Annotated in this window: 12 protein-coding genes; 5 read left to right on the plus strand and 7 right to left on the minus strand. The window is 73.5% G+C overall.

The features are described from left to right. Positions 1-669: 669 nt before the first annotated feature. Positions 670-2415, minus strand: coding sequence for a flotillin family protein (locus ACG2DA_RS08705; protein ID WP_395255182.1), 1746 nt, complete (start codon positions 2413-2415; stop codon positions 670-672). Between the two features lie 41 nt (positions 2416-2456). Beyond that, positions 2457-3074, minus strand: a complete 618-nt coding sequence (locus ACG2DA_RS08710) for a hypothetical protein (protein WP_395255183.1) — start codon at positions 3072-3074, stop codon at positions 2457-2459. Between the two features lie 271 nt (positions 3075-3345). On the opposite strand from ACG2DA_RS08710, the gene ACG2DA_RS08715 reads away from it, so the two are divergent. Together ACG2DA_RS08715 and ACG2DA_RS08720 are read left to right on the plus strand one after the other, a co-directional pair. Continuing rightward, a complete protein-coding gene (locus ACG2DA_RS08715; protein WP_395255184.1) occupies positions 3346-5568 on the plus strand; it encodes a serine/threonine protein kinase in 2223 nt (740 codons plus the stop codon). A 98-nt stretch (positions 5569-5666) separates the two neighbouring features. Then, complete coding sequence (locus ACG2DA_RS08720; protein WP_395255185.1) at positions 5667-7391, plus strand: adenylate/guanylate cyclase domain-containing protein; 1725 nt, start codon at positions 5667-5669, stop codon at positions 7389-7391. Between the two features lie 18 nt (positions 7392-7409). On the opposite strand, the gene ACG2DA_RS08725 is transcribed toward ACG2DA_RS08720, so the two are convergent. Continuing rightward, complete coding sequence (locus tag ACG2DA_RS08725) at positions 7410-8039, minus strand: transposase (protein ID WP_395255186.1); 630 nt, start codon at positions 8037-8039, stop codon at positions 7410-7412. A gap of 84 nt (positions 8040-8123) precedes the next feature. Next, a complete protein-coding gene (locus ACG2DA_RS08730) occupies positions 8124-9362 on the minus strand; it encodes a Gfo/Idh/MocA family protein (RefSeq protein WP_395255187.1) in 1239 nt (412 codons plus the stop codon). 186 nt (positions 9363-9548) lie between these two features. Here ACG2DA_RS08730 and ACG2DA_RS08735 point away from each other — a divergent pair, with 186 nt between their 5' ends. After that, positions 9549-10013 carry a hypothetical protein gene (locus tag ACG2DA_RS08735; RefSeq protein WP_395255188.1) on the plus strand — a complete coding sequence of 155 codons (465 nt, stop codon included), beginning with the start codon at positions 9549-9551 and terminating at the stop codon, positions 10011-10013. Between the two features lie 78 nt (positions 10014-10091). Here the strand turns inward: ACG2DA_RS08735 and ACG2DA_RS08740 are convergent, their stop codons facing one another. Genes ACG2DA_RS08740 through ACG2DA_RS08750 form a run of 3 tightly spaced genes read right to left on the minus strand, consistent with a single transcriptional unit; the run spans position 10092 to position 18539 of the window. Next, entirely contained in the window at positions 10092-11303 is a 1212-nt protein-coding gene (locus ACG2DA_RS08740; RefSeq protein ID WP_395255189.1) for a hypothetical protein, read from the minus strand. Continuing rightward, positions 11300-15019: a UvrD-helicase domain-containing protein gene (locus ACG2DA_RS08745; RefSeq protein ID WP_395255190.1), complete on the minus strand. Its 3720-nt coding sequence runs from the start codon at positions 15017-15019 to the stop codon at positions 11300-11302. The genes ACG2DA_RS08740 and ACG2DA_RS08745 overlap by 4 nt, the downstream gene beginning before the upstream one ends. Next, complete coding sequence (locus ACG2DA_RS08750; RefSeq protein ID WP_395255191.1) at positions 15012-18539, minus strand: PD-(D/E)XK nuclease family protein; 3528 nt, start codon at positions 18537-18539, stop codon at positions 15012-15014. Before ACG2DA_RS08750 ends, ACG2DA_RS08745 begins: the two co-directional genes overlap by 8 nt. An 81-nt stretch (positions 18540-18620) precedes the next feature. On the opposite strand from ACG2DA_RS08750, the gene ACG2DA_RS08755 reads away from it, so the two are divergent. Both ACG2DA_RS08755 and tsaD read left to right on the plus strand, forming a co-directional pair. Continuing rightward, positions 18621-20069, plus strand: a complete 1449-nt coding sequence (locus ACG2DA_RS08755; RefSeq protein ID WP_395255192.1) for a S41 family peptidase — start codon at positions 18621-18623, stop codon at positions 20067-20069. Further along, positions 20066-21112: a tRNA (adenosine(37)-N6)-threonylcarbamoyltransferase complex transferase subunit TsaD gene (gene tsaD, locus ACG2DA_RS08760; RefSeq protein ID WP_395255194.1), complete on the plus strand. Its 1047-nt coding sequence runs from the start codon at positions 20066-20068 to the stop codon at positions 21110-21112. Before ACG2DA_RS08755 ends, tsaD begins: the two co-directional genes overlap by 4 nt. Positions 21113-21140 lie beyond the last annotated feature (28 nt).

Here is a 21140-nt window from a genome sequence, read left to right on the forward strand (position 1 = left end):
CGCGTCAGCGAGGGCTGCCACGGGCCGCGGCCGCGGCCCGTGGCCTTCGCTGACCCTCCAGACTTGTATTGAACGAGGCTCTTAGCGCTGGATCTGCGATCCGCTCTTCGGCGACGTTGGTTCGCGATATCAGGTCTCATCTCTCATCCGCGACGACTCGAGCGACTACGGCGTCCCGCCCCCGGCCGTCATGGCCGCGGGATCGTCTGCCAGAGGGCGCCAAGCGCCAGTCCCTGCCAGAGGGCAAAGAGGGCGAACCAGAGCAGCGCCACGACCGGGGGCCCATTCCCAAACCTCGCCGAGAGCGCCTTCGGCCTCACGCAGGGCGCCGCGGGCCGCGGAGAGGAGCGAGATCGTCGCCCCCGCCGCGCCGGCGAGCACCGACGCCGTGCCGCCCCGCCGGTTCCCGATGCACCACGCGGCAGCGGAAACCGGGGCGAACAACAGCGCCGCGGACGAGCCGACGAACGGGGCCGTCCCGCCTTGCCCGCCCCCGGCGAGCGCGATTCCGAGAAAGGCGACGCTCAGCCCGAGCGCCATCCCGCCCGTCAGGACGACGAGCCGGACGGTCCCGCAGCGCTGACGGCGGGGCGGTTCGCTCATCGCGGCTCCTTCGAAGACGGAAGGGGCGCGCCGGGCGGGGCGGTCGTCCGGGGGACTCCCTCGGCGTCAGGGCTGCGGGGGCTTCTCCGGCCCGTCGGAGGCGGAATCGTTCGACCGCGGACCGTCCGCGGTCTTGGCGCCTGATCGGGGGCCGTTGCTGGAGGGGGCCGGCGGGCCGGTGGTCGCTCGGGCGGTCGCTTTGTCGGCGCCCTTCTGCGCCGCCTCGTCGCGGTCCTCGACCATCTTCACCAAGGTCTCCGGCAGTTCGACGCCGGCGACGTCCTTCATCACCTCCATCATCGGCGGGAGGGTGCGGGCCATGTTTTGCAGGAAGCCGGCGGTGCTGCTCGACCCGTTGTTGCCGCCGCCCTCCCAGACGACCACCTTGTCGAACTTGATGTTCGAAATCGCCTTCGCCGACGCCTCCGTGAGGGCGTCCAGGTGTTCGAGCATGAGCATCTGGAAGGCCTTGTCGCTGCCGCCGCAGGCCTGCACGATCCGTTCGAGACCCTCGGCCTTCTTCGCCATGATCTCGTATTGGCCGCGGGCCTCGGCTTCGAACTTGGCGAAGATCGCGTGGGCCTCGGCGTCGGCCTCGATCCGGCGCTGCTCGCCGGCGGCCTCGGCGTCGACGATCCGTTTGGCCTTCTGGGCCTTCGCGTGGGCCTCCAGCTCGGCCCGCTGTTCCGCCTCGACCTTTTCCGCCTCGGCGAGGGCCGCCTTGGTCATCGCCCGGAATTGGGCCTCCTGCACGGCCGCCTCGGCCTCCCGCTTGCGAGTCTCGGCGAGCTGGTAGGCCTCCGCGTTCTTCACGCCCAGTTGGGCCCGGCTGGCGGCGACGAGGGCGGCGGCCTCGTTCTCCCCGTCGACGGCGGCGGCCTCCGCCTTGGCCGTCTGAATCCGCTTCTCCCGTTCCGCCTCCTTGATCTTTACGTCCCGTTCGAACTCCGCCTCCTGCTCGCCGATCGCCTGGTCGCGTTCGTAGTCGGCGATGCCGATCGCTTGATCGCGGGCGGCCCCGCGGGTGCCCAGTTCCCGCTCCTTATTGGCCTGAGCGACGGCGATCTCCCGTTCCCGCTGGGCCTCGGCGACGCGAACTTCGCCCAGCCGCTCCTGTTCGGCCACGTCGCCGCGGGCCGTCTGCACCGCCTGCGAGGCGGCCTTCTTGCCGATCGCATCGATATAACCGGATTCGTCGGTAATATCGGTGATGTTGACGTTGATCAGCACCAGGCCGATCTTGCGCAGCTCCGGCTCCACGCTGTTCTGCACGTGACTCAGGAACGTGTCCCGGTCCCGGTTGATGTCCTCGATCCGCATCGAGGCGATCACCTGCCGGAGCTGACCGAAGATGATCTCCTGGGCCTGCGATTTGATTTCCTCGGTGCCGAGGCCCAGCAGGCGGATCGCGGCGTTGTTCATCAGCTCCGGCGTGGTGCCGACGGCCACCGTGAACACGCTGGGCACGTTGACCCGGATGTTCTCCATCGAGAGCGCCCCGCGGAGGGGAATCTCGATCTGGATCGGGTCCAGCGAGAGGTAGTCGTGGTCCTGAATCAGCGGCCAGACGAAGCTGGCGCCACCGTGCAGGCATTTCACGGCCTGCCCCTGCCCCTCCTCCGGCTTGCCGCCGGTTTTGCCGTAGATCACCAGCACCCGGTTCGAGGGGCAACGCTTGTAGCGCTTCACCACCAACATCAGCAGGCTGAAGGCGATGAGGACGGCGGCGACGATCGCGAAGCCGACGTACAGCGTCGCGTTCGATTCGCCGTCGAGCTGGGCGAGCGGCGGGAGCAGCGGGGGGGCGGACATCTCGGCGTCTGCAAAAATGGAGCGGGATTGGAACCTAGGTCTCAAACGGCGGCGACGTCGGCGGTGTCCGGCCCGACGACCTCCCGGACGATGATCTTCGTGCCGCTGGGCAGCTCCGGTCCGTCGGTGAGGGCGGCCATCTCCACGGTGCGACCGGCGTACTCGAGCAGCACCTTGCCCAGCCCCGCCCGGTCGGCCGGGACGCGGACGTAGACCGTGCCGTAGCAGCCGGCGACGTCGTCGGTCCGCACCGTGCCGTCCGCCCCGAGCCGGTGGAGCTGCCGCATCACCCAGCTGACGACCAGCAGCCCCGCGAGGCCCCCGGCCGCGGCGGCGAGAGCCGTCAGCCAGGCCGCCCACCGCAGCTCGGAGCCGATCAGCCCGAACAGCCCGGCGAAGGTCGCCGCCGCGGTGAGGGCCCGCAGCGACAGGGCCCCCACGAAGCTGCCGTGCCCGCCGTGGTCGCCGCCGTGGTCGCCGGCCTCGGCGTCCGGCAGTTCGACGTCGGGCGTGTCGAAGTCGGGCGTGTCGAAGTCGACGTCCACGTCGGCGTCGAAGTCCGCGTCGAAGTCGCCGCCGAGGCCCAGCAGCGTGGCGACGACCTGACAGAGCAACAGCGTGCCGCCGACGAGGGCGAGGACGGCGTAAACGGCGAACATCGCGGGCTTCCTCCGGTGGGGGGGGCGGCGAGCCGGGGGCGTCGGCCCCCGAAAGGAGAACGCAAAAGGCCCCCGAACGGTTCACGCGAATCGGGACGGCCCTCTCGCCGGCATGCCGCACCCTACGGCTTCGGCATGCCGGCTGCTCCTTCCCGGCGGGATGTTCGACGTTGCAAACCGTGCCCGAACCTTCGCCGCCGTGGCCGATCCGGACGGTCGCGGACAATGTGGTCTGCGCTCCGAACGCCCGCCCGGGTACCATCCCAGCCCGATGCCCTCCGCCTCCGCCCCGCCGCAGGACGCCCGCCCCACGTCGCCGGAGCCGCCGCCCCCCGGCTCGCCGGGGGACGGGCGGGACGGCTATTCCGCGTTCGACCCGCTGGCGGAGACCGTCAAACCCAGTCCGGCGGACGTGGCGGTCACCCGCCGCCTCAGCCGGCCCGGCGCCCGACGGGCCGAGCCGAAACCGGCCGACCCGCCCGGCTACCGCCTGCGGCATCTGCTGGGCCGCGGCGGGTTCGGGGCCGTCTGGCTGGCGACGGAGTCGGCGACCGGGAAACAGGTCGCGGTGAAGACGTTTCGCCACGTCCGGGCCCTCGACTGGCCCCTGCTGACCCGCGAGGTGGAGAAGCTCGCGGCGCTGGACGCCAGCCGACACGTCGTCCAGCTGCTGGGCGTCGGCTGGGAGGCGGACCCGCCGTACTACGTCATGGAGTATCTGCCGGACGGCTCGCTGGCCGACCTTTTGGATAAGGAGGCCCCGCTTCCCCCCAAGCGGGCCGCGGAGCTGGCCGAGGGCATCGCCGCCGGGCTGGTGCACGCCCACGGATCCGGCATCCTGCACTGCGACCTGAAGCCGGGGAACGTCCTGCTGGACCGGGACGGCGTGCCGCGGCTGTGCGACTTCGGGCAGGCTCGCGGCGTGGGGGCGGGGAACGGCGCCGGGACCGCGGACGACAGCGCCTCCGAGGCCCGCACCGGCGGGCGGCCGCTGGGCACGCTGTTCTACATGCCCCCGGAGCAGGTCGCCCCGGACGCCGCCCCGGACGCCCGCTGGGACGTGTACGCTCTCGGCGCCGTCCTCTACGAGATGCTGACCGGCCACCCGCCGCACCGGACCGAGGAGTTGTCCGACCGGCTCAAGGCCTGCTCCCCCGGCGAGCGCCTCGCCGTCTACGCCAAGGCCGTTTCGGAGTCGCCCCGCCCGGCGGAGCACCTGAAGGTCCGCGGCGTCGACGCGGCCCTGATCCGCATCGTCGACCGCTGCCTGACCCCGGACCCGGCCCAGCGCTACCCGAACGCCCAGGCGGTCCGCACCGCCCTGCGGCAACGCTCCGAAGACGCCGCACGCCGGTCGCGGGCCCGGTGGGCGCTGCTGGGCCCGGCGGCGGTCGCCGCGACGCTGCTGATCGTCGGCGCCCTGATCGTCAACCGCACCCTCGAGGCCGGCCGCGGGCAGGTGGTCGAGCGGGCCCTGGAGGCCAACGCCCTCTCCGCCGGGCTGGTCGCCCACAGCCTCGAACAGGTGGTGAACCGCAAGCGGGTCGATCTGGAGCGGGTCGTCGCCGACCCCCGCCTCGCCGATCTCGTCGCCGACGCGGCCGACGCCGGGTGGGCGCCGGGGCCGGCCCGCACCACGCTGTTCTCCTACCTCGCGCTGGTCACGCCGGAGGTGACCGAGGAGCAGGAGGCCGCGACCGCGGAGGGCGCCGCGGACCTCAGTTGGTTCCTGCAGGACGCCACCGGCATGACCCGCTGGCGGAACCCGCCCGACGACGAGGTGGTCGACCACAGCTTCGTCTGGCGGGACTACTTCCACGGCCTCGGCGAGCACTTCGACCCGGAGACGACCGCATCGGGCTCGCTCCCGCCGGTCGACCGCACGCACGTCTCCCTGCCGTACCGTTCGACCAGCACGGAGGAGTGGAAGCTCGCCATCACCGCCCCGATCCGCAACGAGCGGGGCGAGGTGATCGCCCTGCTGGCTCGCACGGTGCTGCTGGACGCGCTGCTGTCCGAATACGACGCGACGAAACGAAACGTCACCCGCGAGGGTCGGGCGGACGACGACGCCGTCCGCTACACCCGCGTCATCGCCCTGTTCGAGCGGCAGTCCGGCCGGCTGCTGGACCACCCCTGGCTCGCCGAGCGCCCGGACACCGAGACCGCCGTCGAGTTGCCGGACAGCGAGCGGGAGGCGATCGACGCCGCCCTCGCCGACGGCCGCGGCAGCTTCCGCACGGACCGGCACGTCGACCCGACCGCGGCGGCCGTGGGCGGACAGAGCTTCGCCGGCGCCTGGATCGCCTCCTTCGTGCCGGTCGGCGGGACGGACTGGGTCGTCGTCGTGCAGGAGCCGCGGGACGACGCCCTACGGTTGCTGGAAGACCTCGGCGACGGGCTGCGGCTGGTCGGCCTGTTCGTCGCCGGCGGGATCGTGCTGACGCTGGGCGGGTTGCTGTTCTGGTTCACCCGCGATCGGGCCGCGGCGTGAACGCGGGGCGCAGGGAGACGGCCGGGGAGCCCGACGGCTGGACGATCGCCGTGGACGGCGGCCGGTCGTTAACCGTTCGCCCCGGCGAGTCGCGGTCCGTGGGCCGCTCCGCCCTGTGCGACCTGCGGGTGCCCGGCGACCCGCGGCTGTCCCGCGTCCACTTCCGGGTGAGCGTGCAGGAACCGGACGCCCTCACGATCCGCGACGGCACCGGCGGCCGGAACCCGCTGTTCTGCAACGGCGAACGGGTGGACGGCTCCGTCCGGCTGCACGACGCCGCCCGGCTGGCCGCCGGCCGCACCCGCTTCCGCATCCGCCCGCCCGCCGCGGACGAGGAGGGCACCGTCTTCCCGGGAGAAGACGGCTTCCCCGGCGAGGAGGCCCCCGGCTCCAGCGCCGTCGGCACGCTGTCCGAGGGCGCCCTCACCTTCGACGCCCGCACCCTCGCCGGCGTGGCCGTGACCCGACCCGACCGCCGGTTCGAGGCCGTCGCCCGCCTGCCGGAGGTCCTCCGCACCCGGGACGACGCCCGCCGCCTGCCGGCCCTGTGCGGCCTGCTGCTGGCCGGCGTGCAGGACGCCGACGCCGTCGCTGTCGTCTCGCTGGCGTCGGACGAGGCGCCCGGCGGGGTGCGGCTGCGGAGTTGGTCGACCCGGAACGAACTGGTCGGCCCGCCGCAGGTCCCGGACGACCTGGTCACCGCGGCGCTGACGACCGGCGAGGCGATCCTCACCCCCGCCGCCGGCGGGTGGGCCTTCGTGGTCCCGATCGCCGACCCGGACCGCCGCGGCCCGGCGGAGCGGGGGTTGCTGACGCTGGGCTCCGGCGCCTCCGGCCGCACGGAGCGGGCCGCCGACGTGCGGTTCGTCTCGCTGGTGGCCGAGATCGTCGCCGCCGCCGACCGCAGCGGGCGGCTGGAACGGCAGGCGGCGGCGCTGCGGCCCTTCCTCCCGCCCCGCGTGCTGGAGGCGCTGGGCGACACCCCGGATCAGGCCGCCCTCGACCCGGCCGAATGCACCGCCAGCGTGCTGTTCTGCGACCTGCGGGGGTTCAGTCGGACCAGCGAGGAACTCTCCGCCGACCTGCCCGCCCTGCTGGCCCGGGTCTCGGCGGCGCTGAGCGTGATGACGCACCGGATCCGCGAGGCCGGCGGGGTCACGGGGGACTTCCTCGGCGACGCCGCCCTCGCCTTCTGGGGCTGGCCGAACTCCGACCCGCAGGCCCCGCTGCGGGCGGCGACCGCCGCCGTCCGCATCGCCGCGGACTTCGCCGCCCGCGGCCCGGCGGACGGGGGCGACCCGCTGGCCGGCTTCCGGGTGGGCGTCGGCGTGGCGACCGGGCCGGCGGTCGCGGGACGGATCGGGACGGAGGAGCAGGCGAAGATCACGGTGTTCGGCCCGACGGCGAACCTCGCCAGCCGGCTGGAGGGCCTGTGCGGTCCGCTGCGGGTGCCGGTGGTCTGCGACGCGGCGACGGCCGACGCGGTGCTCGCGGCGAAGACGACCGACGAGGGCGGCCGGTTGCGGGTGCGGCCGCTGGGCACGGTGCGGCCGGCGAAGATGTCCCGGGCGGAGCGGGTCAGCGAACTGCTCCCGCCGCACGGCCCGCCCCCGGAGGGCTCCCCGCTGACCGACGAAGACCTCGCCCGCTACGCGGAGGCCGTCGCCGCCTTCACCGCCGGCGACTGGCCGCGGGCCGCGGAGGTGTTGCAGGACCACCCCGCCTTCGACCTCGCCCAGGACTTCCTGCGGGTCCGCCTCGCCGAGGGCCACCGCACCGCCCCCCCCGGCTGGGACGGCGTGATCCGCGTGGACGAGAAGTGAGCAGGCGAGCGGGGGGCGTCAGCCCCCTGTGCGTTCCGAACGCTGCTCCGGCCCCAGCCGTTCGGAGGCCTCCTCGCCCAGCCTGACGGTTACCCCGATTTTGGCCTCCACCGCGGGGTCGAGCCACATGCGGAGCGGGGCTTCCTGGTCCCGCACGTACTCAGCGGCGACGCGAACCGCCTTCGGATCGGCCTTCTTGCGAACGGAACCGCCCTCGGTCCACCACCGCCGTTTGCCGGCGTGGTTCAACGCGCGGCTGCCGTAGGCTTTGAAGTCTCGAAGAAGGTCGTGGGGGTCCGGGTCGCCCTTCACGCCAACGAGGAGGTGAACGTGCAGCCGCATGATCGCCCCCGCCAGCAGGCGCCAACCGCGGAACGCGGCGGTCTCCGCGAACTGCGAAGCGAGCCGATCGGCCTGGCCGAGCGTGAGCGTCGCCGGTGGCGCTTTCATCAACTCCCGGCTCGCTCGGGCCAAGCCGGGCATGGCCCGGTCGACCTCCGTTCGGACGCCGTTGTGCCGCACGCGGGAACCGCCCGAATCGCCCACGCGACGCTCCCGCACCGTGCCGACGAATCCTCGATCGTCGCCGGGCAGGCGGCTGCCGTAGAGGGTCCACGTCAGCAGCCAGACGCGATCGCTCTCGAACATGAATCGGCCCGAGTCGAGATGGGCGGGGAAGCGGATCGTGCAGGGACGCACATGGGGCTGACGCCCCACGCTCGCCTCGGCGCCTCAGCGCCGCGCGTAGTCGGGCTTCAGGCTGACCCAGGCGCCGTTCTGTTCGCTGCTCTCCACGGACTTCGTGACGAACAGCATCCCCTCGGCCCCGTCGTAAACGTTGGGGTAGAGGGTGTCACGGGTCGTCTCGGTGCGGCCGGTGAAGTCCGTGCCCTCAGAGCGGGCGATCATCGCGTCGAAGGCGGCCCGGTAGACGTTGCCGAACGCCTCGAAGAAGCCCTCCGGGTGGCCGCTGGGCAGGCGGCTGCTGTTCCGGGAGAGGTCCGAGAGGAACGGGGCGTTGGGATCGCGGGTGTAGATCTTCAGCGGCTGGCCGTTCTGGCGGACCCACAGTTCGTTCGGGTTCTCCTGCCGCCAGGCGAGCGAGGCCTTCGTGCCGTCGATCTCCACGTACAGGTTGTTTTCGTGGCCGTGGGAGATCTGCGAGGCCGTCACCGTGCCGAGCGCCCCGTTCTGGAACCGGACCACGGCGTGGCCGTAGTCGTCCAGCTTGCGGCCCTCCACGAACGACTTGAGGTTGCAGGACAGCTCTTCCGGCAGGCAGCCGGTCATGAACCGGCCGATGTTGTAGGCGTGGGTGGCGATGTCGCCGAACGCCCCCGCGGCGCCGCTCTTGCCCGGGTCGGCCCGCCAGCTGGCCTGTTTCTGGCCGGTCTCCTCCAGCGGTTCCCGCAGCCAGCCCTGGATATAGTTGCTGCGGATCGCGTTGATCTCGCCCAGCTCCCCGTTCAGGCACATTTCCCGGGCCTGCCGGATCAGCGGGTAGCCGGTGTAGTTGTGCATCAGGGCGAACACGCCGGGCGTGTTCTCGACGACCTGGACCAGCTCCTCGGCCTGGGCGTAGTCGAAGGTCATCGGCTTGTCGCAGACGACGTTGAAGCCCGCCTCGGCCGCCGTTTTGGCGATCTCGAAGTGAGTGTGGTTCGGCGTGGCGATGGAGACGAAGTCGATCCGGTCGTCCTCCGGCCGGGCGAGTTCCTTCTCCACCAGTTCATGGATGCTGGTGTAGGCCCGGTCCTCGGGGATGGCGTAGCTGGGGGCGCTCTTCTTGGCGCGCTCCGGGTTGCTGGAGAGGGCGCCGGCGACGAGTTCGGCCCGGTTGTCCAGCAGGGCGCCGGTGGCGTGGACGCGGCCGATGAACGACCCGCTGCCGCCGCCGACCAGCGCCATCCGCAGCTTGCGGTTCAGGCTGCCGTTGGTGGTCGGGTAGTCGTCGGACGGTTGGGCGGGCATCGCGGCGGAGAGGAATGGGGTGACGGGCGAACGGCGGGCAGGCTATCCGGCGGGCCGGCGTCGGTGCAAAGCGGGCGGGGCGTCGGATCGACGGGAAGCCGTGCATCCGGGGGACCGGCGCCGGTAGAGTGCGACCGTTCCCCCTCCCCCGCCCGCGGTCGCGGGCCGACTCCGAAAGCCGAAGCCATGTCGCTGTCCCCCCGCCGTTCGCTGGCTCCCCTCGCCCTGCTCGCCGTCGGGGCCGTGGCGGGGGCCGTCGGGTCCGCCGTGTTCGCCCCCGCCCCGCTGGCGGCCGAGGCGGTGGACCGCAACGAGAAGCTGGCGGTGTTCACCAGCCCGCTGTCGATCGGCCGCCCGGGCGAGGCGGTGTTCGTGCTGGACAGCACGACCGGCACGCTGGTCGGCGGGGTGCTGGGCAACGGCGGGTTCAACACCAGCTACGCCCGGCAGATCGCCGCCGACTTCGGCGACCGGGCCGGCCTGGCCGAGTACGCCGTCGTCGCCGGCAGCACCGACAACGGCGGGGGCGTCATCTACATCGCCGAGAACCGCAGCGGCATGGTCGTCGCCTACGGCATCCCCGACGGCACCGGCCGCCAGTTCCCCCTCGTGCCGGCCGGCAAGTTCAACTTCAAAGCCGCCATGCAGTAGGCCCCAGTCCGCTCAAACCGGCAGCCCCAGCGTCCCGGACCCTCCAAGGGTCCGGGACGCTTCGCGTTGGCACCCGCCTCAGACCCGTTCGCACACCACCGCGGACGCCTTCCCCTCCAGTTTGGCGAAGATCAGCGTCCGTCGCGGCCCGCCGGGGGTCAGCGGGAGCTTGCGGCGAACGGCGGCGGCGTTCGTCGGCAGGTGCCGGCACTTCACCTCCACGTCGCCGGCGCCGGTCTCGCCGACCGCGGCCCGGTAGCGGCGGGCGTTGTTCGGGCAGACGGCGAGCGCCCGGAACGCCGCCGCGAACGGCGTCTCCACCCGCGGACCGGTAAGGTACTCCTCCGCGTCGTCCAGCCGATGCAGGCCGCTGCGTGCGCACAGTTCGTCCACCAGCCCGGCCCGCACGATCGAGGGGTCCGGGTCGTAGAGGTACTCCCCGATCGGCCCGACGTTCGGGATCGCGTCGAACGGGTCGGCGGCGAGGGTGTGCGTCCGGTCGCCCTCCAACACGGTCGCCCGGTGCACGCCGGGGTCGGCGAGGGCGCCGAACCAGACGGTCGCCTCGCGGCACTCCCCGCCGTGGGAGATCAGTTCGATCTCGCAGTCGGGGAACTTGCCGCCCCAGTTCGACGCCGGACTGACCTTGATCGCCCCGCCGGCCGCCGTCGCGGCGAGGGTCTGCATGAACGACAGGTCCGGGGCGTAGTCCTCCAACCGTTTCTCCCGCCGTTTGGCCCCCCGCTCCCCGCCGGGGCGGCGGTCCGGGTCGAGGTGCACCAGGGCGCCGGCGAAGTCCGCGTCCTCCGCGGACGCCGTCCGGGCCGTCACCCGGTCGGCCACGCCGTAGAGGGCCGCGTTCTGCGTCGCCATCCACCCGGCCGCCTCGTCCCGATCGACGGTGAGCACGGGAAAGAACTCCGCCAGGGCAATCGCGTCCCCGCCCAGCCCGCCGCAGAGGTCCAACACGGGGCCCCCATGCCCCTCCCCCCGCTCCGCGAACCGGCGGGCCTTGTGGCGGGCGACGGCCTCCCCGGTGGCCTGCTCCAACCGGACGCGGTCGCACCACAGGCGGTCGCCGAGGGTGAACTTCTCCGCGGCTTTGAGGCGAAGCTCCGCCAGCGTGAGGGCCGCGGCGACGGCCTCGGGCGGGTGGTCCTTCCGCAACGCGGCCTGCTCCGCCGGGGCGTTCCCCCCCGCGGCCGCGGCGGCGATCAGCTCCGGCCGTTCGCTGAGGTAGTCGAGCCACCGCACCTCGGACAGCGGCGGACGGGGACCGGCGGCGTTCAAGACAAAGCCCCTCGCAACAGGTCGCACAATCGGGCGTCGGACAGAGCGTCGGCGGGCAACTCGTCGCTTCGCACCAGCCGGGTCGAACCGTCGGCGGCGACCAGCAGCAGGGCGGCCTCGCCGCCGCCGAGGGGGGCCAACGCCGTCCGCTCCGCCCACAGCCGCGGCAGGAGCCGGTCCGGCGCCCCGGTTCCGGCCACCTCCGCCGCCGTCGCCGCCGCGACGCCCGCCGCAAGCGCCCCAAGGCGTGCGAAGGCGGCGAAGGCGTCGGCCCCCCGGGGACGCACGCCTTCGCCGCCTTCGGGCCGCACGGGCAGGAACAGTCGTTCGATTCGCCCCGTCACCGCCGGCAGGCCGGCGGCGGGCGGGGGAACGTGGTAGTCCAGCCCCCGCCGGTGGGGAGCGCTCCGCGGCCGGTTCAGTTCGCCATTCAACCGACCGCGGGCCTCTGCGAGCGGGTCGTCCGTCTCGAAGATGCCCAAGGCGCCCGGCCCCAGCGGGGGGGCGCCTTGGGCATCTTGGCGTTCTTCGTCCTCGGAACCGCCCCCCTCTCCGGGGGCTGACGTCCCCGGCTCGCCGGTTGGAAAGGCGGCCAGTTCCTCCCGTTCCACCTCGGTCGCCAAGTTCTGTGCCAGATCGGTGACGGAGACCGCGGCCGGTCTCGGGGCCGGCAGCGGGCGGCGGAGGTCGTACGGTTCGCAGGGCTCGGTGGAGCGGAGCAGGTCCTCGAACTTCTCCGGCGACGTCCCCCGCGGCGTGCCCGGCAGCGCCTTGCCGGTTCCGGAGGGGAAGGTCGTGTGCACGAACGCCTCCGGGGCGACGAACCGCGGATCGCCGTCGGACCGATCCTCCCGCGGCCGGCCGGTGGTGAGGTCGAAGACGGCGTCCAACGTTTTCAGGGGGACGCCGACGGGCTCGGCGGCGGGGCCTCCGGGCGGCGCCTCCTTCGCCAGCGGACGGGCCGCCGACAGGATCAGCCGATCCGCGGCCCGGGTCGCGGCGACGTAGAAGATGCGAACCGTCTCCGCCTCGTCAGCGACCTTCTCCCGGGCCTTCCAGATCTCCGCCCCCTGATCGACCAGTTCCTCCCCGTGCTGGCAGGAGAGCGGCACGATCGGGCCGAGTTCCGGATCGAACGTGCCGGCGACCGTCACCGGCTGCGATTTGCGGTCGAGATCGCAGGCGACGACCACGGGGAACTCCAACCCCTTGGAACCGTGGACGGTCATCAGGGTGACGACGTTTTCGTCCTGCGTGACGGTGGCGGCTTCGTCCTCGCTGAGCGTCTCCTTCACGCTCTCCAACAACCGGGCCGCGAACCCGCGGAGGCCGCCGGCGCCGCGGGTCGCCTCGGCGGCGTCGGCGTCGCGGGCCATCCGGAGGAGCTTTTGCAGGTTGGCCAGCTTGCGTTCCCCGAGGAACTCCAACAGCAGCGAACCGTCGTACCCGCAAGCGTGCACGGCCCGCTCCAGCAACCCGCCCGGTCCCAGCCGCGACCGGCAGGCCAGCAGGTCCCGCAGCACGCGGCGGGCGTGGGCCAGTCGCTCCCGCTGGTCGTCCGGCAGGGGGAACTCGGCGTCCTCCAGCACCGCCGCCGTCAGCGGGGCGTGACGCACCGAAATGACGACACTCTCCCCGGGCGAGCCGACGGAGCCCCCGCCCAAGGCGGCGAAGGCGTCGGCTCCCCGGGGGGGGACGCCTTCGACGCCTTCGGCGGCCGGCGGCGGCTCGTCGGCCGCCCTGTCGGTCAGGACGAACAACGTGTCGTCAGAAAGGCCGCACAGCGGGCTCCGCAACACGCCGGCCAGCGAGAGGGTGTCGTCCGGGTCGTCCAGCCAGAGGAGCAAATGGACGAGATCCTGCACTTCCTGCTGGGCGAAGAAGGACTTGCCGCCGGCGAGGTAGCAGTCGATCCCGACCTCCCGCAGGGCGTCCTCGTACTGCTTCACGTCGGTGAGGGCCCGGAACAGCAGGCAGACGTCCCCCGGCTTGGGCGGGCGATCCGGCCCGCCCCGGTCTTCCCCACGACGGGGCCGCACGCACGGCCCGCCGTCGAGCAACTCGCGGACGCGGGCGGCGATCCACTTCGCCTCGGTCTCCCGGCAGGCCGCGGCGGTCGCCTTCTTGCCGTCCGGCCCGGGCGGCACGGTGGGCAACAGGAACTCGACGTGCGGCCCGTCCCCCGATGAGAGCGGGGCGTCCGGCGGCGGCTCCAGCGGTTCGTACCCCGGCATCACCGGGTCGAACAGGGCGTTGACGAACCGCAGAATCTCCGGCCGGCTGCGGAAATTCTTCGTCAGCGGCAACCGCCCGGCGGGAGCCAGTTCGTTCCGCATCCGGCCGAACACCTCCGGGTCGGCCCCGGTGAAGCGGTAGATGCTCTGTTTCGAATCCCCGACGAGGAACAGCTTGCCGGCGTCCTGCCCCGCCGCCAGCCCGGCGATGCGGCGGACCAGTTCCGCCTGCACGGGGCTGGTGTCCTGGAACTCGTCGACCATCAGCAGGCGGATCGAACGGGCGACCTTCTCCCGCACGGCGTCGTTCCGCAGCAGCCGGGCGGCGAGGCGGAGCTGATCGCCGAAGTCCAGCCGGGCCGTCTCCCGCTTGGTGCGTTCGTACCGGCCCGCGGCGGCGGCGGCCAGCGGCAGGTAGGCCCGCACCGTCGGCAGAGCCGCGGCGAAGTCCGGCGACGCCTCCCCCAACGCCTGCCGCAATTCGTCGATCGCGTCGCGGAACGGTTTGAGGTGGGCCTGAACGACGGCGTAGTCGTCCCCCTCCCACATCTTCTTCGACTGCCCCAGCTTGCCGGCGACGGCCAGCGGTCGCAGCTCCGCCAACCGGTCCCGCAGGCGGTCCGGGGTCGGGGCCGGGCCGGTGAGCAGCAGTTCGACCTCCGTCAGCAACGTCCGCCGGGCATCGGCCTTGGCGGGGGCCGTGGCGAGGTTGCGTTGCAACACCGGCCGCAGGGCCGCCCAGTCGGGCGACTCCCGCAGGGCGGCGAGCTTCGGGTCGATCAGCTCCCTCGCCCACGCCGCGGAGCGGGCGGCGACGAGGTCCGCGGTCGTCCACGGCCGATCCAGCAGGTCGCGATCGGCGTCCAGCAGATTGAGCAGCGTGCTCCGCACCGCCGTCAGCCCGCAGCGGGTGACGAGCTCCCGCGGCGAGAGCGCCTCCGGGTCGTCGTGCTTCGCCGGATCCCGAGCGAGGGCGTCCTTGAGCACGCCGTCGACGGCCTCGGCCCGCAGGTCGGCTTCCTCGGTCGCCTCGACGGTGCGGAAGGCCGGATCGAGGTCCGCGGCGGCGGCGTTCTCCTTCAGCAGGGTCGTGCAGAACCCGTGGATCGTGCTGATGCGGGCGGTGTCCAGCCGCCGCTGGATCGTCCGCCAGTGGGCCCGCTGGTCGCGGCGGGCCGGGTCGCGGAGCCGTCGCCCCACCTCCCGCCGCACCCGGGAGACCATCTCCGCGGTCGCCTTTTCCGTGAAGGTGATCGCCACGACCGCCGGCAGGCCGTACGGGCCGGGGCTGTCCTGCTCCCGGGCCGGGTCGAGTTCGTGCAGGAACCGTTCGATCAGCACGAACGTCTTGCCGCACCCCGCCCCGGCGCTCAGGCCGACGGAGGAGCCGGCATGAAACACCGCCCGCTCCTGCTGGGCGTGCATCTGCAGCGAGCCCGGGACGTCAACCCCCGGAGCGTGCTGGGTGACGGCCTCACTCATCCTCGTCCTCCGCGGCGGCGGCCTTCCACGGCGGGGGCCACTTTTCGAGCCGCTCCGCGACGGCCCGCACCTCGGCGGCCCGGGCGACGCGGGCGTGGTCGGAGAACGTCTGCGTCTCGCCCTTCTCCGGGCAGATCGGGAACACGCCGTCGCGGATCGCCGTCGCCAACAGCGGCACCACGGCGTCGAGGTCTTCCTCCAACGTCGGCAGCAATTCGGCCACGCACTTCGTCCCCCCGCGGGAGACGCCGTTCCGCGGCCCCTCCTCCTTCACCCCCCAGTAGACCAGCATGTGCGGCTCCGCGTCCGGCGGGATCAGGCCGCAGCGGCGGGCGGCGACGGCGTAGAGGGCGAGCTGCAACGACTCCCCCGCGGCGACCCGCTCCGGGGTGAACTTCGGCACGGAGGTGCCCGTTTTGTAGTCCACGATGTTGTACGCCGGCACGACCGCCCCGCCTTCCGCCTCCACGGCGCCCAGATCGAGCCGGTCGATGCGGCCGGTGATCGGCACGCCGTCCGGTTGATTCGGGAACCGAGCGGCCGGGGGACGGTTCGACAGGTCCTCCGTGTCGTCCTCCTCCTCCGGGGTGCGGCGGCCGAAGGGGGCTTCGAGGCAGTGCACCGTCGGCCCGCTCGCCCAGCCGGAGGCGAAGTTCGCGGCGTAGGCGGCCGCCTGCGTGGGGAACGCTTCGGACCACGCCGCCAGCAGGGCCCGCTCCGTCTCCCACAGCCCGTCGTGCCAGCGGGCCAGCGACCGGCTCCGCGGCTTCAGGGCGGCGATCTCCTCCTGCAACAACTCCACGGTGGGGGCGTCCTGCGACTGCTCCAGCGCCCGGCGGTAGGCCCGGGCGAGAGCGGCGTGCATCGCGGTGCCGCGGTTCATCCGGTCCTCCCGCAGCCCCGGCGGGTCGGGCCGTTCCACGCACAGCACGCGGTCGAGGAAGTAGCGGAACGGGTTGGCGGCGAAGGTCTCGAGTTCGCTGGCGCTGAACTGGTAGCCGACCGGCCGCCGCTTCGCCCAGCGGACCTTGGACCGCGTTGAGAGCCGCCCGTCGAAGGCCGTCGGCCCCTTCCGGCGGGTGCGGGCGGACAGCATCGCTGCCGCCCCCAGCACGCCGCGGGCGGCCGGGGCCTCGGCCGGATCGCTCAGCAGCCGGGCCAGCGGTCCCGCCTGCCCGCCCATCCGCAGTTCCGAGACCGCCAGCGTCCGGGCGTCGGCGGCCGTCAGCGTGCGGGCCGGCGTCGGCACCGGGGAGAGGCTTACCTCGGCCGCCGGCGGGAACGCCGCCGGGGCGAACAGATCGCGGACGGCCTCCACGAACGGCCCGGGAAACCGTTCGCGGCCCTTCTCGTCCCGGGTCGGCCAGGAGAGCGTCAACGACTTCGTCGGCCGGGTGACGACGCCGTAGAACAGCAGCATCTCCGCCCGGGCGTTGGCGTCGGCGAGGGCGGCCGGATCGTCGGCCTCCTCGCCGGTCCGCGGCGGGACCGGGTCGGCGGGGTTCGGCGGCCGGGGGAACTGGCCCTCGCCCAGGCCGAGCAGGAACAGGTGATCGCACCCCGCCGTCCGGGCCGTCTCCGCATCGACGAACGCCACCCCGCCCGCCGCCGCCGGCGGCCCCGGCGCCCGGGCCGCGGCGAGTAGTTCGTCCGCCCAGTGCAGGAACTCCCGCAGCCCCAGCAGGCCGTCGCCGTCCTCGTCCGCGTCCGCGTCCCGGTGCGGGTCGGCGTCGGCGGCGTGCTCGGCGGCGGCTTCGCTCAGCCACCGCAGGGCGGCGTCGAGGTCGGCCGCGTCGTCCTCCCAGTCCTCCCGCGGCAGATCCGCGGCCGCGGGGTCGAACCGCAGGATTTCGATCAGGGTCCGCAGCCGCTCGACCCAGCCGGCCGGATCGGTTGGGGTGCGGGTCGGTTCGAGGGCCGCGTTCAACGTCTCCACGACGGCCGCGGCGAGGCGGCGGTCGGCCTCCGGCGGGGCGTCGCGGTCGAGGGACTGCGGTTCCTCCCCCTCCGCGGCCGGGGCGAAGGCCCGCACCGCCTTGAGCACGGTGCGGCGGTCCTCGCCGACGTTGGCGAACCGCAGCACCCGGGCCGTCGCGGTCGCCGCCCCCGGGGCGAAGCCGAAGGCCGGATCCCGCAGCACGCCCAGCAGGCCCCGCAGCCCCCAGCCGGCGGCCTCCGTCCGCCACGGGGCCAGCAGCGCCCGCACCGCCGGCCGCCCGGCCAGCGGCAGCGGGCGTTCCGCGTCCACCGGCACCCCCGCGGCGTCGCAGAGGCGAAAGAGGTCGTCCGCGTATGAGCCCACGTCCCGGGCCGTGACCACGATGCGATCCGCCCGCTCGCCCCGCATCAGCAGGCCCTTCACCGCGGCGACGGCGGCCCGCACCTCGTCCTCAATCCGCCCGGCGGCGTGCAGCGTGATCTGGCCCGCGTCCGGGTGTTGCGGGGCGGACGCGTCCGATTCGTCGAACAGCCACGCCGCGAGGTGCCCCAACGCGTCGTTCGGCCGACGGGGGACGTGCCAGACGAACTCCGGCTCGCCGCCCTGCTCCGCCAAGGGGTCGGACAGTTCGTCGACCGTCTGCCAGACCGGCTCGAACAGGTCCGGCCGATACGGTTGGCCAGTGCGGGGCCTGGCGTGTCGGCCGGAGCCCTCCTCCAACGGCAGGGCGACCACGGCGGCGTTCGCGGAGGCCGCCAGCGCCGCCAGCAGGTCCCGCTGGGTGGCGGTGAAACTGGTGAACCCGTCCGCGACCAGCAGGTCGAACCGCCGTTCCCCGGCCTCCCCGGCCCCGCAGAGCAGGTTGCGGGCGACCCAGACGCGGCCCTCGGCGTCGAACAGCGGGGGGCCGCCGTCGGGCGGGTTCTGCAACCGCTCCTGATAGGCCGCGTACAGCCGCACGAGGTCCCGCCGGGCCGGGCCGCCGGTTTGCAGCGACGGGTGATCCGGCCAGACCTCCGCGTATTTCCAGGCCCGCACCTGCCGTTCGAGCAGCGTGAGGAACCCGCCGGCCCCGGCGATGCGAGCGAAGTGCGACAGCCGGCCGGCGACGGCCTCCGCGTCGATCACCGCCCGCAGCACCCGCCGCCGCGACACGCCGGAGAGCGTGCGGTACCGGCCGCCCTCGCCGGGCTGCGCTTCGCCGGAGGGCGCCCCCTCGGCGGCGTCGAGGGCCCGCCACAGCCGGCCGTCGGAGAGCAGTTCGTCGGTGAGGTTCTCGAAGGTTCGCACCCCCGGGTCCAGCAGCGGCCCGCCGATCTTCTCCGCGAGGTCCGCCCGCACCGCGGCCCGGCTGAGGCGGTTCGGCGTCAGCCACAGGCAGGCCCCCAGCCGCCCCTCCGCCCACGCGGCCTGCAACGCGGCGGCGTATTCGTCCAGCAGCGCCCCGGTCTTGCCGCCCCGCGGCGTCCCGCACAACAGGCGGACCGGGCCCCCGCCCGGCGAACCGGGCGCGTCCGGCCCCGGGGGAGCGTCCAGTTCGAGATCGGGGAACGGCAGGTGCACGCGGCCAGTGTACGGCACGGCGGCGGCCGGCCTACACTGCGGCTCTCCCCGAGCGCCGGTCCGTCCGGCGTCGCCCCCGTTCGTCCGGAGAATCGCCCCGTGCCTCGCTCCCGCCGCTTCCGGTCTTTGTCCGCGGGACTGCTCGCCGGTTCGCTGCTGTTCGTGGGGGCCGACGCCCTGCCGGGCGTCGGCGTTACGATGGCTCAGGAGGATGCAGGAGCATCCGCGGATGACGCAGCGGGCGACGAAGAGGCTGTCGACCCGCGGGAGGACCGGGACGAACTGCTCCGCCTGATGCGGGAGTTCGCGGATTCCTTCGAGCAGATCGAGCGGAACTACGTGTCCGAGGTCAGCCGCGAGGAACTGCTGGAGGCGGCGATCGACGGCATGGTCGCCAAGCTCGATCCCTACAGCACCTATCTGGACGACGAGGAGGTCGGCCGCTTCACCCGGGAGGTGGAGGGCCAGTTCATCGGCATCGGCGTGCAGATTCTGCCGGACACGGAAACCGGCCGCCTGACGATCACCGCCCCGCTGCCCGGCACCCCCGCCGCCGAGGCCGGCGTCCGGGCCGGCGACATGATCGTGCAGGTGGACGGGGAGGCCGTCGACGGGCTGGACCCCTCCGCCGTCACCGCCCGCATCAAGGGGCCGGAGGGCGAGCCGGTCACGCTCGGCCTGATGCGGCCGGGCCAGGACGAACTGGAACAGATCACCGTCGTCCGGGCCGACGTGCGGGTGCCGACCGTCCTCGGCGAGACCCGTCGGGCCGACGGCACGTGGGACTACCTGCTGCCCCCCTCGTCCCCGGACAAGGCGGACGAACCGAAGATCGGCCTGCTGCGGGTCACCCGCTTCGGGGCCGGCACCGACCGGGAACTGACGCAGGCCCTCGACCAGTTGAAGGAAGCCGGGGCCGAGGGCGTGATCCTCGACCTCCGCGGCAACCCCGGCGGGCTGCTCGATCAGGCGGTCGCGGTCACGGACCTGTTCCTCAAGGAGGGCCGCATCGTCTCCACCGCCGGCCGCAACGTGGCCTCCCAGACGTTCGACGCCCTGCCCGGCGGCCCTGCGGAGGGGCTGGAGGTCGTCGTGCTGGTCGACCGGTTCAGCGCCAGCGCCAGCGAGATCGTCGCCGCCGCGCTGCAGGACGCCGGCCGGGCGGTCGTCATCGGCGAACGCACCTGGGGCAAGGGCAGCGTGCAGACGGTCATCAACCTCGGCGGCGGCCGCACGGCGCTGAAGCTCACGACCGCGGCCTACCTGCGGCCCAGCGGGGCGAACATCCAGCGGCCCGGCCCGATGAACCGTCCCGCCGGCAAGTCCGACGAGGAGGCGGAGTGGGGCGTCACGCCGGACGAGGGCTACCGCATCCCGCTGACCCTCCCGCAGCGCCGCAACCTCAACATCGACCGCATCGTCCGCGACCGCCCCGCCGGCGCCGCGGCGACGGAGCCGGTCGAGGACTACGAACCGACGGAGGACCCCCACATGGCCGCCGCGTTGAAGGTCCTCCGCGGCGACGACGGCGAAGACGCGGCCCCGTGAGCGAGGCCGGTTCCTCCCCCCGCCCGCTGCTGGCGATCGAATCGAGCTGCGACGAGACCGCCGCCGCGGTGATCGCGGCGGATCGGTCCGTGCTGGCGAGCGTCGTCAGCTCCCAGGCGGCGCTGCACGAGCGGTTCGGCGGCGTCGTGCCGGAGATCGCCTCCCGGGCCCACGTCGAGCGCATCCTGCCCGTCATCCGGCAGGCGATGGACGAGGCCGGCGTCGCCTCGCAAGACCTCTCCGCGATCGCCGTCGTCACCCACCCGGGGCTGGTCGGTTCGCTGCTGGTCGGCGTGACCGCGGCGAAGACGCTGGCGGCGGTGTGGGACCTCCCGCTGATCGCCGTCGACCACCTGCGGGCCCACCTGTACGCCTGCCGGATCGCCTACGGGGAGGAGGCCTTCCCGGCCTGCGGGCTGGTGGTCTCCGGCGGACACACGAACTGGTACGACTGCCCGGACGCCGTGCACGCCACGTTGATCGGCAGCACGATCGACGACGCCGCCGGGGAGGCCTTCGACAAGGTCGCCCGGCTGCTCGGCCTGCCCTACCCCGGCGGACCGAGCATCCAGAAGGCCGCGGAGAACGGCGACCCGACCGCCGTCCCGCTGCCGCGGCCGATGCTCAACCGGCCGGAACTGGCCGTGAGCTTCAGCGGGTTGAAGACCGCGGTGCGGTATGCGGCGCTGGGCAATCCGAACTCGCCGGAGGTTCCCGTTCCCCCGCTGAACGAGGGCCGAATCGCCGACATCGCCGCGTCCTTCCAGGCCGCCGCGGTCGAGACGATCGTGGGCAAATGCCGACTCGCGTTGAAGCAGACCGGCCGCCCGACGCTGCTGGTCGGCGGCGGCGTCGCCGCCAACCGGGCGCTGCGGGACGGGCTGGAAGTCCTCTGCGACCGCCGCGGCGTGCGACTGTGCGTCGCCCCGATGGACCTCTGCGTCGACAACGCGGCGATGGCCGGCCTGGCGTGGGAGAGCTTTGAACGCGGCGAATTCGCCCCGCTGGACTGCGACGTCACCCCGGGACTGGTGCGGGCGTAACCAAGGCGAGCGGGGGGCGTGAGCCCCC

The sequence above is a fragment of the Alienimonas sp. DA493 genome (genome assembly GCF_043951915.1).
Classification (GTDB): Bacteria; Planctomycetota; Planctomycetia; order Planctomycetales; family Planctomycetaceae; genus Alienimonas.